The sequence below is a fragment of the Pantoea sp. EABMAA-21 genome (assembly GCF_030053335.1).
Taxonomy (GTDB): domain Bacteria; phylum Pseudomonadota; class Gammaproteobacteria; order Enterobacterales; family Enterobacteriaceae; genus Pantoea; species Pantoea communis.
The window spans coordinates 130,699-148,216 of record NZ_JASGBX010000009.1 but is presented as its reverse complement, the minus strand read 5'-3'; the positions used below and the strand labels follow the sequence as shown (position 1 = coordinate 148,216).

Sequence of the window (17,518 nt, the reverse complement as noted above, 5' to 3'; positions counted from 1 at the left end):
CCGATTGGGCAGCGGTTGCTGCCCGTTCCAACACCAGGATTGGGAAACGCTATGAAAGTTATCTGTACTTCACCGTCTTTCGCCAAATACGACGCTGCGCCTATTGATGCGCTGGAACAGCAGGGTTTTGAGCTGATCACCCTGCCCGCCGATGCACCGCTTAGCGCGCTGGAGCCGCATCTGGCCGAGACCGTGGCGATGATCGTTGCCTTTACCGATGTGAATGAAGCAATGCTGGCAAAAGCACCTCAGCTGAAGATCGTGTGTAAGCATGGCGTGGGCGTCGACAACATCAATCTGGATGCCACCCGCGCACGCGGCATTTACGTCACCAATGTGCCGGATGCCAATAAACATGCCGTGGCTGACTTCGCGTTCGCGTTGATTCTGAATAGCGCACGCCAGATTACCCAGGCTGCAATTGAAACCCGTGCCGGTAACTGGCCGCGCATCTTTGCCACCGATGTGTATGGCAAAACGCTGGGCATTATCGGCCTCGGGAATATCGGTAGACAGGTTGCGCTGCGTGCCAAAGGCTTCAACATGCGCGTGATTGCTTTCGACTTTTATCCGGATGAAAAATTTGCCGCCGAGCATGGCATCGAATTCGTCAGCCTCGATCAGCTGACCGAAAGCAGCGATTTCATCACCTTGCACAAGCCGCTCACCGATAAAACCCAGAATCTGTTCGATGCTGCGCGCATCAAGCGCATGAAGAAGAGTGCATTCCTGATCAATGCCTCACGCGGTAGCATCGTCAATGAGCAAGATCTGTATCAGGCACTGCTGGACAACGTCATCGCTGGCGCGGCCGCCGATGTGTTTGAGCAGGAACCGCTGGCGGAACATCCGCTGTTCACCCTCAGCAACTTTATCCCGACTTCGCATATCGCGGGTTACACCGACGGTGCCATCAGTGCCATTGGTGAACGTTGCGTCGCGCAGATTGTGCAGTGCATCAAACAGGGCGAGCGCCCGACAAATGTTATGAACGGGCTGGATTAATTTTCTCAAAACCCTACTTAATCCAAATTTTAATCCCCAGTCATTGGTGCTGACGCCAGCGACAAGGTCATTTGTCCCCCGAATGTGGGGTGGATGATTGCAGTCAACGCCGCGACAGCGCGAAAGACACCGGGAAGGTGAAAAAATATTATGAACAACACCTCTCGCTCTACCCGCATTCGCTGGTGGATTGCTGGCCTGATGTGGCTGGCGATCGCCATTAACTATATTGACCGTACCGTACTCTCTGCGGCTGCCCCGCATTTGATCAAAGAGCTCGACATTAATCCCGAGATGATGGGCTTTATCATGGCAGCGTTCTTCTGGTCATACGCGCTGTTGCAGATCCCGGCAGGCTGGTTTGCCGACCGCTTCGGTCAGAAAAAAGGTCTCGGTATTGCGGTGGCCTGGTGGTCAATTGCTACCATGGCGATGGGCCTGGCAACCGGCTTTAAATCTCTACTGGCGCTGCGTTTAGCGCTGGGTGTCGGTGAGGCCGCAGCCTATCCGAGCAACGCCGGGATAACCGCGCGCTGGTTCCCGGATCGCGAACGTGCCACCGTTTCAGGCCTGTTCGACAGCGCCTCGAAGTTTGGTGGGGCCGTGGCCATGCCGTTGATCGTATTTATGATCGCCATGTTCGACTGGCGCATCACTTTCCTGGTGATTGGTTCACTCGGTGTGTTCTGGGTAATTGCGTGGTACTTCATCTATGCGGAAAACCCGGAAGATCACAAATCGATCAGTCAGGATGAAGTGCGCTTTATCCGTAATGGCCAGGCGCAGAAACACGGCGACAAAAGCGTACGTCCGATGAAGTGGTACAAACTGCTGCGCTACCGCAATATCTGGGCAATGTGCATTGGCTTCTTCACCATTAACTACACCTCATACTTCTTTATTACCTGGCTGCCGACTTATCTGGTGAAAGATAAAGGCATGGATTTCCTCAAGATGGGGATGGTGGCTGCGCTGCCGCTGATTTGCGGCATGGTGATTGAAGTGCTGGCCGGTTGGGCATCGGATCGCATGGTGCACAAAAAAGTGCTGTCACTGACCGCCACGCGCAAGCTGTTCCTGACTATTGGTCTGATGATGGCACTGTGTATCGGCTTCGCCCCGTTCACTGACTCGGTATTTATGACCGTGCTGTTGCTGTGTATCGCCAAATCGGGCACCACCGTTGCGGCTTCTCAGGTGTGGGCACTGCCTGGCGATGTGGCACCGCAGAACAGCGTGTCGATCGTGGCTGGCCTGCAAAACACCGTATCCAACATGGGCGGTGCGGTGGGGCCGATTATTACTGGTGCCATCGTCGGGGCGACAGGCCACTTCACCTGGGCACTGGTGTTCTCTGCTGTATTAGTGGTTATCGGTATTCTTAACTACCTGTTCCTGATGGGCAAAGTCGAACCCATCGTGGATGAGGAACAGGCGCATCATCCACACTCCGTGGTAAGCGGCGCGTAAGTGCCAAACTCGCCGCATCGTCCTGATGCGGCGTTTCCCCTACAGAAAATAAAAAACAATTGGAGGCGACATGTCGCTGAATTCAAGGGGATCATCTGCCGCCATTGAGTCAGGGAAAGCCAGAGTCTAAATAAAACTACGCCACGACAATGCAGGCGAAATTTTGCGGTTATCTGCCCGCAAGAAACTGCCGATACGCCGCGATCACTGCGAGGAAATCTTCCACGCCGCAAAATGACAGACTCTCTTCGTCGTAATACGTCATGCCCTCTTCCATGCCATCATCTTCCAGCGCCAGCTGGTTGGCTCGGATCATCACCTCTTCTTCATCCAGCCAGATGGTGTATTCATGCCCGACACGCTGCCACTGATTAATCGTTCCTTTGACTTCCCGCGCCGCCGCTTCCACTTCATCCAACAGGCCGGGATGCTCTCTGACCTCTTCATTGAACCAGTGCCCCACTGCTTCGTGGTCCATCGACATACGCACTTTGACCTGTCCGGTCAAATCACGCAGAAATTCATACTCCATGGGTTTGCCTCGTGTAGCTAATGGCGCGACGTGCAGCACCAGTTAGGTGCATTTTGTGCGTAGCGCGCTGAATAAAGTGGGATCGCGCTCGCATTATGCCTGGACATGCTCGAGGAAAAAAGCGCATAAAAAAAGGGACGATTCGCATCGTCCCCTCTTCATCCTTCGCGCCGATTAAACCGCGGTCTGGAAGATAACGCCGTCAGCTTTTTCAGTGTACTGACCCAGCTGGTCAAAGTTGAGATAGCGGTAAGTATCTGCCGCCGTCTTATCAACCTGAACCATAAACTGCTGATACTCATCTGGCGTTGGCAGTTTACCCAGCAGGGATGCCACCGCAGCCAACTCAGCCGAAGCCAGGAACACGTTCGCGCCGGTACCGAGGCGGTTCGGGAAGTTACGGGTTGAGGTGGAAACCACCGTCGCACCGTCTTTCACACGCGCCTGGTTACCCATGCAGAGTGAGCAACCTGGGATTTCGATACGCGCACCGCTCTTACCGAAGACGCTGTAATAGCCCTCTTCCGTCAGCTGAGCGGCATCCATCTTAGTAGGCGGCGCCACCCACAGACGGGTTGGCAGTTGGCCTTTGTGCGCATCCAGCAGTTTACCCGCTGCACGGAAGTGACCGATGTTGGTCATACAAGAACCGATGAACACTTCATCGATCTTCTCGCCCTGCACATCAGACAACCAGCGCGCATCATCTGGATCGTTTGGCGCACACAGGATTGGCTCTTTGATTTCGGCCAGATCGATATCGATCACTGCCGCATATTCTGCATCCGCATCGCCTTCCAGCAGTTGCGGATCCGCCAGCCATTTCTGCATGCCTTCTACACGGCGCTCCAGCGTACGACGATCGCCGTAACCTTCGGAGATCATCCACTTCAGCAGCACGATGTTTGAGTTCAGATACTCAATGATCGGCTCCTTATCCAGCTTGATGGTACAACCCGCTGCAGAACGCTCAGCTGACGCATCGGTCAGTTCAAATGCCTGCTCCACTTTCAGTTTCGGCAGACCTTCGATTTCCAGCACGCGGCCAGAGAAGATGTTTTTCTTCCCTTTCTTCTCAACAGTCAGCAGACCCGCTTTGATGGCGTACAGTGGGATGGCGTGAACCAGATCGCGCAGGGTGATTCCCGGCTGCATTTCGCCTTTGAAACGCACCAGTACCGACTCAGGCATATCCAGTGGCATCACGCCGGTCGCAGCAGCAAATGCCACCAGACCAGAACCCGCCGGGAAGGAGATACCGATAGGGAAACGGGTGTGTGAATCGCCGCCGGTACCCACGGTATCTGGCAGCAGCATACGGTTCAGCCAGCTGTGGATAACCCCGTCACCCGGACGCAGTGAGACACCGCCACGGTTCATAATGAAGTCAGGCAGGGTGTGGTGCGTGGTCACGTCAACCGGCTTAGGATAGGCTGCGGTATGACAGAATGACTGCATGACTAAATCGGATGAGAAGCCGAGGCACGCCAGGTCTTTCAGTTCATCACGGGTCATTGGACCGGTGGTGTCCTGAGAACCCACAGAGGTCATTTTAGGTTCACAGTAGGCACCCGGACGGATACCTTCAACGCCACAGGCACGGCCAACCATTTTCTGCGCCAGTGAATAACCACGGGTGCTCTCTGCAACGTCTTTGGCTTTCACAAACACATCGCTGTGCGGCAGACCGAGAGATTCGCGTGCTTTGGTGGTCAGGCCACGACCAATGATCAGTGGAATACGGCCACCGGCACGCACTTCATCCAGCAGCACTTCGGTTTTCAGCTCGAAGGTCGCCAGCAGTTCGTCGGTTTCATGATTGCGCACTTCACCCTTGTACGGGTAAACGTCAATCACATCGCCCATGTTCAGACGGTCAACGTCCACTTCGATCGGCAGTGCGCCCGCATCTTCCATAGTGTTGAAGAAGATCGGTGCGATTTTACCGCCGAGGCACAGACCGCCGCCTTTTTTGTTTGGCACGTACGGAATGTCATCGCCCATGAACCACAACACCGAGTTGGTGGCAGATTTACGGGAAGAACCGGTACCCACCACGTCACCGACGTAGGTCAGCGGGAAGCCTTTTTTCTGCAATTCTTCGATCTGTTTGATCGGCCCAATGCTGCCGGCATCGTCGGGTTCGATACCATCACGTGGGTTTTTCAACATCGCCAGTGCGTGTAGTGGAATATCCGGGCGAGACCATGCATCCGGTGCCGGAGAGAGGTCATCGGTGTTGGTTTCGCCGGTCACTTTAAACACGGTGGTGGTGATTTTTTCAGCCAGCTTAGGACGCTTCAGGAACCACTCAGCATCGGCCCAGGACTGGATAATTTTCTTCGCGTGGGGGTTACCCGCTTTCGCTTTCTCTTCGACATCGTAGAAGTTATCGAACATCAGCAGCGTATGGGACAGGGCTTCAGCGGCAATCGGAGCCAGTGCTTCATCGTCAAGCGCTTCGATCAGGGCATGGATGTTGTAGCCACCCTGCATGGTGCCCAGCAGTTCAACTGCCTTTTCGCGAGTAACCAGAGGAGAGAGGGCTTCGCCCTTCGTGACAGCTGCCAGGAAACCAGCTTTTACATAAGCCGCTTCATCAACACCTGGGGGTACACGGTTGACCAATAGATCGGTCAGGAATTCTTCTTCACCCGCTGGCGGGTTTTTCAGCAGTTCAACCAGCGCGGCCATTTGGGAAGCATCTAACGGCTTAGGTACGATTCCCTGGGCAGCACGCTCGGCAACGTGCTTACGGTATTCTTCTAGCACGACGTTCTCCTCGCTCTCATTGTATAGCTTTCCGGTACACCCCTTGAGCTGTCAAACAGTAGGGTGAGGTGCCCGGTTCCGCGTCGGCCAGCATAGCAGCATTTCGGCTGATTGTTAATCTGTTTACAAAAAAGCAACATCCGCGCGTTATTTAGCAGATTTATCTGTATTTTGAGCGGGGTCACACAAAAAAGCAGGCCACCTGAGCCTGCCATTTTGTGATTGAAGGGCTAAAAATTAGCGATCGACTAGGGTGAATTCGCTTTCGTTGTAGCGCTCACCCTGAATATTTTGTGGATTGAATAGCGTATCCAGGGCCTTAATATCGGCTGAATGAAGTGTGAGAGCGGCCGCAGCACAGTTCTGTTCCAGATTGGCGATTTTACTGGCACCAGGGATCGGCACGATATGCTCACCTTTCGCCAGCACCCACGCCAGCGCCAGTTGTGCTGCTGTCGCATCATAACCTGCAGCCATCTCTGAAAGCTGATTCACTAACTTCTGGTTATGCGCCTGTGCGTCCTGTTGGAAACGCGGCAGATAGCGACGAAAATCATCTTCCGCCAGCGTGGTCGCCGCCGGGAATTTACCGGTGAGGAAGCCGCGGCCTAACGGACTGTAAGGGACAAATCCGATATTCAGCTCACGGCAGGTGGCGAGAATTTCTTGCTCCGGATCGCGCGTCCACAGTGAGTATTCGCTCTGCAGGGCCGAAATCGGATGCACCGCCTGCGCGCGGCGTAACGTGGCGGATGAGACTTCGGATAAACCGAGATACTTCACCTTCCCTTCACGCACCAGATCCGCCATCACGCCTACCACATCCTCAATCGGCACGGCTGGATCGAGACGATGCTGATACAGTAATTCAATGGCTTCGACACCCAGGCGCTGAAGTGAGCCTTCCACGGCGCGGCGGATATGCGCCGGTTCGCTATTGGCACCGGTAATGCGCTCCCAGCCCTCCCCATGATCGGTAATGCGGAAACCAAACTTGGTCGCCACTTTGATATCGCTACGGCCTTTGATCGCTTTCGCCAGTAACATCTCATTGGTGAAAGGACCATACACTTCAGCGGTATCGAGGAAATTGACGCCGAGTTCAAATGCACGCGCCAGCGTATTCAACGCTTGCTTTTCATCATTCTGACCATAGGCAAAGTTCATGCCCATGCAGCCCAATCCTAACGCTGAAACCTGTAATCCCTGACTGCCTAATTGACGCTGTTGCATTGATTTATCCTCTTCGCTTACGGTGTTAATGTTATAAACCTCAGCAATCGCAGCAACAATTGCGCGATTTTCGTTGATTTAGTGAGTGGAATTCAGCAATGAACAACTACCGTGCATCAATGCAGGAACTGGAGATGTTTGCCGCTATCGCGCAGCATCTGAGTTTTCGCAAAGCCGCTGAGGAGCGAAATGTCACGCCCTCGAGCCTGAGCCACGCCATGCGCAACTTTGAGGAGAGGCTGGGAGTGCGTCTGCTGCACCGCACCACGCGGAAAGTGGCGCTGACCGAAGCCGGCGAGCGATTCTTGCTGCGTATCCAGCCTGCGCTGGCCGATCTTTCACAGGCGGTGGATGAACTGAATGACTGGCGTCGCGATCCTCGTGGCGTGTTGCGCATCAGCATGCCGCGTTCGGCGGAGGCGCTGTTTTTCCAATCCGTCATTTTACCGTTCGTGCAACGCTTCCCGGAGATTACGCTGGAGATCGACAGCAATGACGCGTTGGTAGATATCGTTGAGAGTGGTTTTGATGCAGGCGTACGCTATGGCGATGTGCTGGCGCAGGATATGATCGCAGTGCCCTTTGGCAAGCCGATGCGCGCACTGGCGGTGGCCAGCCCGGCTTTTCTTGCTCAACATGGCGTTCCGCAGTTCCCGGCGGAGTTATTGCAGTTTCCCTGTATTGAAAGACGCTTTCCCAGCGGACGTCGCTATCGTTGGGAATTTTGGCAAGACGGGCGCAAGCAGGAAGTGGCGGTAAAAGGCTCACTGGTGCTGGACAATAATGAGCGCATTCTGCAAGCGGCATGTGCCGGATTAGGTATCGCCTTTTTACATCAGGACGCGGTCAACGCTGCTTTGGCGGAGAGAGAATTAGTTGAAATACTTACTGAGTATACGCAGATTGAAGAAGGATTCTGGCTTTATTACCCCAGTAGGAAATACCTTTCCGCACCGCTCAGGCATTTTATTAATTGGATTAAAGATATCAACAATTAATTACATGAACACTTAACACCTTTAATTAAAGATTAACGATAAAAATGGGAAATTTAATTAAAATTAAAGATAAATTAGACGTGAAATAAGAAACAAAACGCGTAGACTGCCTGCGGGCGCTTGAGGCAATCTGCCTCAAGCAATATCAATTGAGGTGGATTGTGGAGTGAGAAACTCATGCGGTCAATTTTCATCAACCGCACGAGCAGGCAACTACCCAAAACACCTAAGCAATGTTAGGGTAGTTGCTTGCTCGTGCTAATGCAAGGAGTAAGTGATTATGAAGTTATCATTCAGCAAGCTGATTATCGGCGGGCTCATGCTATCAGTATTGTGCCTGGTGAATCGCAATACACTCTGTGAATTACGATTCAAGGTATTCACTGCTGAATTATCTGCGGTAATGGCTTACGAAGTCAGGCCGTAACACTTCAATAGCAGGGGTTCGCCCCTGCTATTTCCGGCAGGGCTTATGCGTTAGCTCCAGCGCCTTATTTATCGCTTCAATTAAATAGAACCAGTAATAAAAAACGGCTCCATTAAGGAGCCGTTTCTTTATTTAGCACGAAAAATTATTTCTTTTTCGCTTTCGCGTTTGGCAGGTCAGTGATACTACCTTCAAACACTTCTGCCGCCAGACCAACTGACTCATGCAAGGTTGGGTGCGCGTGAATGGTCAGTGCGATGTCTTCTGCATCACAGCCCATTTCGATCGCCAGACCGATTTCACCCAGCAGCTCGCCGCCGTTGGTGCCGACAATCGCGCCACCGATCACACGGTGAGTCTCTTTGTCGAAGATCAGTTTGGTCATACCGTCTGCACAATCAGAAGCGATTGCACGGCCAGAAGCAGCCCACGGGAAGGTGGAGACTTCGTAGCTGATGCCTTTCTCTTTAGCTTCTTTCTCGGTCAGACCTACCCAGGCAACTTCTGGCTCGGTATAGGCGATAGAAGGGATCACTTTCGGGTCGAAGTAGTGTTTCAGACCAGAAATCACTTCTGCCGCGACGTGGCCTTCGTGCACACCTTTGTGCGCCAGCATTGGCTGACCAACGATGTCGCCGATAGCAAAGATGTGTGGCACGTTGGTACGCAGCTGTTTGTCGACGCGGATGAACCCACGATCGTCCACTTCCACGCCCGCTTTACCCGCATCCAGGCCTTTACCGTTTGGCACACGGCCAATCGCCACCAGCACTGCGTCATAACGCTGCGCTTCAGCCGGAGCTTTTTTGCCTTCCATCGATACATAAATACCATCGTCTTTCGCTTCAACAGCAGTAACTTTGGTTTCCAGCATCAGGTTGAATTTTTTGCTGATACGTTTGGTGAAGACCTTCACCACGTCTTTATCGGCAGCAGGGATAACCTGGTCGAACATCTCAACCACGTCGATCTCTGAACCCAGCGCGTTATACACGGTGGCCATTTCCAGACCGATGATGCCGCCGCCCATAACCAGCAGACGCTTAGGCACTTCTTTCAGTTCTAGCGCATCGGTTGAATCCCACACGCGTGGATCGTTGTGTGGGATGAATGGCAGCTCAATCGGGCGCGAGCCTGCAGCGATAATCGCGTTGTCGAAGTTGATGGTGGTTGCGCCACCCTCACCTTCCACCACCAGCGTGTTAGCACCGGTGAATTTACCCAGACCGGTTACCACTTTCACTTTACGGCCTTTCGCCATACCGGCCAGACCGCCAGTCAGTTGGGTGATAACTTTTTCTTTCCAGGTACGGATCTTGTTGATGTCAGTTTGCGGCTGGCCAAACACGATACCGTGCTCTTCCAGTGCTTTGGCTTCTTCGATCACTTTCGCAACATGAAGCAGCGCTTTTGACGGGATACAGCCTACGTTCAGACAAACACCACCGAGGGTGCTGTAACGCTCAACGATTACGGTTTCCAGACCTAAATCAGCGCAACGGAAGGCTGCAGAGTAACCTGCAGGACCTGCCCCAAGTACCACGACTTGAGTTTTAATCTCTGTACTCATCATGACCTCTTATTAGATTGCCGGCGGTCAAAAGCGAGCCCGTCCCAGGCTCCGCATGCCCTTTATCCACCGGGACATTTCACCGCAAGAGTTTACAGAATTGTTAATAAACTGCCAACCGCGGCAACATTGAATGCTTACAACAAGGCCGGCATTTGCCGGCCTTGATTAACTTCACATCACCAGACGGCGAATGTCGGACAGTGTGTTGTTGATGATGGTGATAAAGCGCGCACCATCAGCACCGTCGATCACGCGGTGGTCGAAGGAGAGAGAGATTGGCATCATCAGACGCGGTTCAAACTCTTTACCGTTCCACACCGGTTCCATCGCAGACTTAGACACACCGAGGATCGCCACTTCTGGCGCATTCACGATAGGTGCGAAGTGCGTGGTGCCCAGGCCACCAAGGCTGGAGATGGTGAAACAACCGCCCTGCATATCGCCAGCGGTCAGCTTGCCATCACGCGCTTTCTTAGAAATCGCCATCAGCTCACGCGACAGTTCAGTGATGCCTTTCTTGTTCACATCTTTGAACACTGGAACCACCAGACCGTTTGGCGTATCAACCGCCACACCGATGTTGATGTATTTCTTCAGCGTCAGGCGTTGTGCATCTTCAGACAGTGAACTGTTGAAACGCGGCATCTGCTCCAGCGCAGCGGCAACGGCTTTCATAATGAACACCACAGGCGTGAACTTCACATCCAGCTTACGTTTTTCCGCTTCGGCGTTCTGCTGTTTACGGAACGCTTCCAGATCGGTGATATCAGTCTTGTCAAAGTGCGTAACGTGCGGGATAACCACCCAGTTACGGCTCAGGTTCGCACCCGAGATCTTCTGGATACGACCCAGTTCCACTTCTTCCACTTCACCGAACTTGCTGAAGTCCACTTTCGGCCAAGGCAGCAGACCCGGCAGGCTTCCGCCGCTCGCTGCAGCAGCCGGCGCTGCTTCCGCACGTTTCACCGCATCTTTCACGTAAGACTGTACGTCTTCTTTCAGGATGCGACCTTTACGGCCGGTGCCTTTGACTTTCGCCAGATTGACACCGAACTCGCGCGCCAGGCGACGAATCACCGGGGTAGCGTGGACGTAAGCGTCGTTTTCAGCAAACTCACCTTTCGCATCAGCTTTTGCTGCTGGTGCTGCGGCAGGTTTCGCTGCCGCTGGAGCCGGAGCCGCTTCCTGTTTCGCCGCAGGTGCCGCAGCAGCTGGCGCTGCGCCTTCTACTTCGAACACCATGATCAGTGAACCGGTGCTGACTTTATCGCCGGTAGAGACTTTCAGCTCTTTGACGATACCGGCGAATGGCGCAGGCACTTCCATTGACGCTTTATCGCCTTCAACCACAATCAGTGACTGCTCAGCGGTGACTTTGTCACCCACTTTCACCAGCACTTCGGTGACTTCAACTTCATCGCCGCCGATGTCAGGCACGTTGACGTCTTTCGCGCCACCCGCAGCAGCAGGGGCTGCAGCCGGAGCCGCTTCCTGCTTCGCGGCTGGGGCCGCAGCCGGTGCAGCACCTTCTGCTTCGAAGATCATGATCAGCGAGCCAGTATTCACTTTATCGCCGGTGGCGATTTTGATCTCTTTCACCACGCCCGCGAACGGTGCTGGCACTTCCATTGAAGCTTTGTCGCCTTCAACAGTAAGCAGAGATTGTTCAGCTTCAACTTTATCGCCCACTTTCACCAGAATCTCAGTGACTTCAACTTCATCACCGCCGATGTCTGGCACGTTGACCTCTTTGCTGACGGCCGCAGCCGCCGGAGCAGGAGCCGCTTCCGCTTTTTTCTCTTCTGCCACTGGTGCAGCAGCCGCTGCGCCTTCTGCTTCAAAGATCATGATCAGCGAACCGGTATTCACTTTGTCACCGGTCGCGATTTTGATCTCTTTGACCACGCCAGCCTGTGGCGAAGGCACTTCCATTGAGGCTTTATCGCCTTCCACGGTGATCAGCGACTGTTCAGCTTCAACTTTGTCGCCCACCTTCACCAGGATTTCGGTGACTTCAACTTCGTCTGACCCGATATCCGGTACGTTAATTTCGATAGCCATTACTCTCTTACCTCTTAAGCCAGACGCGGGTTAACTTTATCGGCATCGATGCTGAATTTGGTGATCGCTTCTGCCACCACTTTCTTATCGATTTCGCCGCGTTTAGCCAGCTCACCCAGCGCTGCAACCACAACATACGATGCATCCACTTCGAAGTGGTGACGCAGGTTTTCACGGCTGTCTGAACGACCGAAGCCATCGGTACCCAGTACGCGATAATCGCTTGAAGGAACGTAGCTGCGAACCTGTTCTGCGAACAGCTTCATGTAGTCGGTTGAGGCAACAGCTGGCGCTTCGTTCATCACCTGAGCGATGTACGGGACGCGTGGGGCTTCGGTTGGATGCAGCATGTTCCAGCGCTCACAATCCTGGCCATCACGAGCCAGTTCGGTGAACGAGGTGACGCTGTAAACATCAGAACCGATGCCATAGTCTTTCGCCAGGATCTGTGCCGCTTCACGCACGTGACGCAGGATAGAACCTGAACCCAGCAGCTGTACTTTGCCTTTGCTACCGTCTAAGGTTTCCAGCTTGTAGATACCTTTACGGATACCCTCTTCCGCACCCTGCGGCATCGCAGGCATGTGGTAGTTTTCGTTCAGCGTGGTGATGTAGTAGTAGATGTTTTCCTGCGCTTCGCCGTACATACGTACCAGGCCATCTTGCATGATGACCGCCACTTCGTACGCGTAAGACGGATCGTAAGAGATACAGTTCGGGATAGTCAGCGACTGAATGTGGCTGTGACCATCTTCATGCTGCAGACCTTCACCGTTCAGCGTCGTACGACCTGAGGTACCGCCGACCAGGAAGCCGCGCGCCTGTTGGTCGCCCGCCAGCCACATCAGATCGCCGATACGCTGGAAACCGAACATCGAGTAATAGATGTAGAACGGAATCATCGGCAGGTTGTTGGTGCTGTAAGAGGTCGCCGCCGCCAGCCAGGATGAACCTGCGCCCAGCTCGTTGATCCCTTCCTGCAGAATCTGGCCTTTCTCGTCTTCTTTATAGTAAGCAACCTGCTCACGGTCCTGCGGGGTGTACTGCTGGCCGTTCGGGCTGTAAATACCGATCTGACGGAACAGACCTTCCATACCGAAGGTACGCGCTTCATCCGCAAGGATTGGCACCAGACGATCTTTGATCGACTTGTTCTTCAGCATCACGTTAAGGGCACGTACAAACGCGATGGTGGTCGAGATCTCTTTGTTCTGCTCTTCCAGCAACGGTTTGAACTCTTCCAGCGTTGGCATTTCCAGCTTCTCGCTGAACTCTGCCTGACGGGTTGGCAGGTAGCCACCCAGCTTCTCACGCTGACCGTGCAGATAGTTGTACTCGTCAGAACCTTTCTCGAAGGTCACGTACGGCAGGTTTTCGATCTGATCGTCTGCTACCGGCACGTTGAAGCGATCACGGATATAGCGAACGCCATCCATGTTCATCTTCTTCACCTGGTGCGCGATGTTTTTACCTTCCGCCGTGTCACCCATACCATAACCTTTGATGGTATGTGCCAGGATCAGGGTCGGCTGACCTTTGGTGTCCTGCGCTTTTTTCAGTGCCGCGTAGATTTTCTTCGGATCGTGACCACCACGGTTCAGGGCGAAGATCTCTTCGTCTGACCAGTCTTTCACCAGTGCAGCGGTCTCCGGGTATTTACCGAAGAAGTGCTCACGCACGTAGGCGCCATCACGGGATTTGAAGGTCTGGTAGTCACCATCAACGGTTTCGTTCATCAGCTGGATCAGTTTGCCGCTGGTGTCCTGCTTCAGCAGTTCATCCCAACGTGCGCCCCAGATCACTTTAATCACGTTCCAGCCAGCACCGGCAAAGATGCCTTCCAGCTCGTTGATGATTTTGCCATTACCGGTAACCGGGCCATCGAGGCGCTGCAGGTTACAGTTAATGATGAACACCAGGTTGTCCAGCTTCTCACGGGTGGCGATGGTGATTGCACCTTTAGATTCTGGCTCATCCATCTCGCCATCACCGAGGAAGGCGTAAACGGTCTGGTTAGACGTGTCTTTCAGGCCACGGTGTTCCAGATATTTCAGGAACTTCGCCTGATAGATCGCGTTCAATGGACCGAGGCCCATAGAAACGGTTGGGAACTGCCAGAAATCAGGCATCAGTTTCGGGTGCGGGTAAGAAGACAGACCTTTACCGTGCACTTCCTGACGGAAGTTATTCATCTGTTCTTCAGTCAGACGGCCTTCAAGGAAAGCACGTGAGTAGATGCCTGGAGAAATATGGCCCTGGAAGTAAACCAGATCGCCGCCGTCTTTATCACTGCGCGCACGGAAGAAGTGGTTGAAGCACACTTCATAAATGGTGGCAGAAGACTGGAAAGATGAGAGGTGACCACCCAGCTCCAGATCTTTCTTCGATGCACGCAGGACCGACATAATGGCGTTCCAGCGAATTGCGGAACGGATACGACGTTCAAGAGAGGTGTTGCCCGGATAGTCCGGTTCATCTTCAACAGCAATAGAGTTGATGTAGTTACTGATAGCCGACGCACCGCCAGCCACTTTCACGCCACCTTTGCGTGCTGCGTTCAATACCTGATCAAGCAGATACTGCGCGCGCTCAACACCTTCTTCACGGATGACCGATTCGATCGCCTGTAGCCAGTCACGAGTTTCGATCGGATCCACGTCATTCTGTAAACGTTCTGACATGGGGTGTGTTCCTTATCTGTGTCTAATACGTTGAATTATCAGGAGCCTGTCTGCTTGTGCTTTGCTTCTGGTTCACAGCACAAGTAAGACAGGCCCGTCGTTTATGTCCGCACGTTCGTTGCCGTGCGTTATTCCTTACGTTGCTGTAAACGACGCAGGGAGCGTTCACGACGGCTCTGCTCCCGACTTCTGTCCAGCAAGATTTCCTCAATAAACGCCAGGTGACGATGGGATGCCTCGCGTGCTTGTTCTGGCTCACGAGCCACAATCGCCTCAAAAATACTGGCGCGGTGACCGCTCACTTTCGCCAGCATTTCCCGGCGAGCGTAAAGCAATTCGAAATTCTGACGGACGTTTTGTTCCAGCATAGGGCCCATGGAACGCAGCAAATGTAAAAGCACCACATTATGGGCGGCTTCTGTGACAGCGATCTGATACTTCATCACTGCATCTGCTTCAGCATCCAGATCGCCGCTGTCCTGCGCCTGTTGGATGTGAACATGGCAGTCGCGAATACGCTGCAAGTCTTCATCCGTGCCACGTAGCGCCGCATAATAGGCAGCAACACCTTCCAGCGCGTGACGGGTTTCCAGCAGGTCAAACTGGGATTCTGGATGTTCGGCAAGCAGGCTGACTAAGGGATCGCTCATGCTTTGCCAGAGATTTGTTTGCACGAAGGTACCACCGCCCTGACGGCGTAGCAGCAGGCCTTTGGCTTCCAGGCTCTGAATCGCTTCGCGCAGGGATGGACGTGAGACATCAAACTGTTTCGCCAGTTCGCGCTCGGGGAGAAGCTTTTCACCTGGCTGGAGCGTCCCTTCCATAATGAGAGACTCCAACTGTTGCTCGATCGCATCGGAGAGCTTGGGTTGGCGAATTTTACTGTAAGCCATCTTCCCTTCTTATTGTGAAAACGTCCGGAGTAAATTGGTAATACCAATTGAAAAATGGTGCCCGTAAAGTAACAAAGTATTCACCTTGTGTCTATATGGCAGGCATCACACTTCCGGGGTATATCGCTGTTACAGCGCGCTAACTTACCGTGATAAAGGCATATATTTGCTCCGTAAGTGAATTGTTAACAGATTTCACTTTTACCAAACCTTACACTGAGTTAGCCCTAAGCCTTACAGGCAACCATAAGGGAAAGCTATTCGTGTTTATTGATTTTTCATGTCAGAAATAGCGCGAGCGACACCCAGTGGATAGTGCTGCTTTTTCAGCCATCTCTCAGCACAAAAAGCAAAAGCAGGTGCAAAGCGGCGCGCTTATCACTATTCTGGTCGCCATGGTAGTTTCAGCATGCACACAGCACGCCAAATACCGTAAAGAAAAGAATACATTGCGTAAAACAGCCTTACAGTGCGCGCACTGCAGGTGCACAATAACAACATCACGAGGTTTGTATGGAACAACAGCATGGCGAATCGCTGCACCGCGGCCTGAAAAATCGCCATATTCAGCTGATTGCGCTGGGCGGTGCCGTGGGTACTGGCCTGTTTCTGGGTAGCGCATCAGTAATTAAATCGGCCGGTCCGGCCGTGATTCTCGGTTATGCGATTGCAGGATTTATTGCCTTTCTGATTATGCGCCAGTTAGGTGAAATGGTCGTGGAAGAGCCGGTTGCCGGCAGCTTCAGCCACTTCGCCTATAAGTACTGGGGCAACTTTGCCGGTTTCGCCTCTGGCTGGAACTACTGGGTGCTGTATGTCCTGGTTGCCATGGCTGAACTGAGTGCCGTCGGTAAATACATCCAATTCTGGTATCCCGAATTCCCGACCTGGGCCAGTGCGGCGATCTTCTTCGTCGTCATCAACGCCATTAACCTGACCAACGTAAAAGTGTTTGGGGAAATGGAATTCTGGTTCGCGATCATCAAAGTCGTCGCGGTTATCGGCATGATCCTGTTCGGCGGCTGGCTGCTGTTCAGCGGCAACGCCGGCCCGCAGGCCAGCGTCACTAACCTGTGGAGCCAGGGTGGATTCCTGCCACACGGTATGACCGGCCTGGTGATGATGATGGCGATCATTATGTTCTCGTTTGGTGGTCTTGAGCTGGTGGGTATCACGGCGGCTGAGGCTGACAATCCGCAAGAGAGCATCCCGAAAGCCACTAACCAGGTACTGTGGCGTATCCTGATTTTCTATATTGGTTCACTGGCAGTGTTACTGTCATTGCTGCCATGGACGCGCGTCACCGAAGAGACCAGCCCGTTTGTGTTGATCTTCCACGAATTGGGTGATGCCTTCGTCGCCAACGCGTTGAATGTGGTGATCCTAACGGCGGCGCTGTCGGTCTACAACAGCTGCGTGTATTGCAACAGCCGTATGCTGTTCGGCTTAGCGCAGCAGGGTAATGCACCTAAAGCGCTGCTCAATGTTGATAAACGCGGCGTGCCAGTGGCAACCATTTTGGTCTCTGCAGTAGCCACAGCGCTGTGCGTCCTGATCAACTACCTGATGCCGGGCGAAGCCTTTGGCCTGCTGATGTCACTGGTGGTCTCTGCGCTGGTGATCAACTGGGCGATGATCAGCCTCGCGCACATGAAATTCCGTAAGAAGAAAGACCAGCAGGGTGTGACCACGCGCTTTAAAGCCGTGCTCTATCCGTTTGGTAACTGGCTCTGCCTCGCGTTCATGGCGGCCGTACTGGTCATCATGGCGATGACGCCGGGTATGGCGATTTCTGTGTGGCTGATTCCTGTCTGGATCATTATCCTGGCAGTGGGTTACACCATCAAAAATAAAGTGCAAGAAGCCTAATGTA

The 17,518-nt window shown here is 53.3% G+C and carries 12 protein-coding genes; 5 read left to right on the top strand and 7 right to left on the bottom strand.

Going from position 1 to position 17,518, the window contains the following annotated elements:
• Nucleotides 1-51: 51 nt before the first annotated feature.
• A complete protein-coding gene (locus QMZ65_RS14810) occupies nt 52-1,005 on the top strand; it encodes a phosphoglycerate dehydrogenase (protein ID WP_283216237.1) in 954 nt (317 codons plus the stop codon).
• A 150-nt stretch (nt 1,006-1,155) separates the two neighbouring features.
• A complete protein-coding gene (locus QMZ65_RS14805; RefSeq protein WP_034829595.1) occupies nt 1,156-2,475 on the top strand; it encodes an MFS transporter in 1,320 nt (439 codons plus the stop codon).
• Between the two features lie 169 nt (nt 2,476-2,644).
• Here QMZ65_RS14805 and yacL read toward each other — a convergent pair whose 3' ends face one another.
• The 3 genes from yacL to QMZ65_RS14790 all read right to left on the bottom strand — a co-directional run bounded on the left by yacL (nt 2,645) and on the right by QMZ65_RS14790 (nt 7,012).
• Complete coding sequence (gene yacL, locus QMZ65_RS14800; protein ID WP_097118360.1) at nt 2,645-3,007, bottom strand: protein YacL; 363 nt, start codon at nt 3,005-3,007, stop codon at nt 2,645-2,647.
• 174 nt (nt 3,008-3,181) lie between these two features.
• Nucleotides 3,182-5,779 (bottom strand): bifunctional aconitate hydratase 2/2-methylisocitrate dehydratase, encoded by a 2,598-nt coding sequence (acnB, locus tag QMZ65_RS14795; RefSeq protein ID WP_160833531.1) that lies wholly within the window; start codon nt 5,777-5,779, stop codon nt 3,182-3,184.
• 237 nt (nt 5,780-6,016) lie between these two features.
• A complete protein-coding gene (locus QMZ65_RS14790; RefSeq protein WP_160833532.1) occupies nt 6,017-7,012 on the bottom strand; it encodes an aldo/keto reductase in 996 nt (331 codons plus the stop codon).
• A 98-nt stretch (nt 7,013-7,110) separates the two neighbouring features.
• On the opposite strand from QMZ65_RS14790, the gene QMZ65_RS14785 reads away from it, so the two are divergent.
• Both QMZ65_RS14785 and QMZ65_RS25365 read left to right on the top strand, forming a co-directional pair.
• Nucleotides 7,111-8,010 (top strand): LysR family transcriptional regulator, encoded by a 900-nt coding sequence (locus tag QMZ65_RS14785; RefSeq protein WP_097118357.1) that lies wholly within the window; start codon nt 7,111-7,113, stop codon nt 8,008-8,010.
• A gap of 280 nt (nt 8,011-8,290) precedes the next feature.
• Complete coding sequence (locus tag QMZ65_RS25365; RefSeq protein WP_502921529.1) at nt 8,291-8,437, top strand: Hok/Gef family protein; 147 nt, start codon at nt 8,291-8,293, stop codon at nt 8,435-8,437.
• 145 nt (nt 8,438-8,582) lie between these two features.
• Here the strand turns inward: QMZ65_RS25365 and lpdA are convergent, their stop codons facing one another.
• The 4 genes from lpdA to pdhR form a co-directional block, all read right to left on the bottom strand.
• Nucleotides 8,583-10,007 (bottom strand): dihydrolipoyl dehydrogenase, encoded by a 1,425-nt coding sequence (gene lpdA, locus QMZ65_RS14780; protein WP_034829692.1) that lies wholly within the window; start codon nt 10,005-10,007, stop codon nt 8,583-8,585.
• 174 nt (nt 10,008-10,181) lie between these two features.
• On the bottom strand, nt 10,182-12,071 hold the full coding sequence (gene aceF, locus QMZ65_RS14775; RefSeq protein WP_283216236.1) for a pyruvate dehydrogenase complex dihydrolipoyllysine-residue acetyltransferase: 1,890 nt from the start codon (nt 12,069-12,071) through the stop codon (nt 10,182-10,184).
• 14 nt (nt 12,072-12,085) lie between these two features.
• The gene (gene aceE / locus QMZ65_RS14770; RefSeq protein WP_097118354.1) at nt 12,086-14,752 is read right to left on the bottom strand and encodes a pyruvate dehydrogenase (acetyl-transferring), homodimeric type; all 2,667 of its coding nucleotides are present in this window, start codon (nt 14,750-14,752) and stop codon (nt 12,086-12,088) included.
• Nucleotides 14,753-14,880: 128 nt separating this feature from the next.
• Nucleotides 14,881-15,645: a pyruvate dehydrogenase complex transcriptional repressor PdhR gene (pdhR, locus tag QMZ65_RS14765; RefSeq protein ID WP_034829622.1), complete on the bottom strand. Its 765-nt coding sequence runs from the start codon at nt 15,643-15,645 to the stop codon at nt 14,881-14,883.
• 513 nt (nt 15,646-16,158) lie between these two features.
• Between pdhR and aroP the strand changes: the two genes are divergently transcribed.
• The gene (gene aroP, locus QMZ65_RS14760) at nt 16,159-17,514 is read left to right on the top strand and encodes an aromatic amino acid transporter AroP (RefSeq protein WP_097118353.1); all 1,356 of its coding nucleotides are present in this window, start codon (nt 16,159-16,161) and stop codon (nt 17,512-17,514) included.
• The last annotated feature ends 4 nt before the right edge of the window (nt 17,515-17,518 follow it).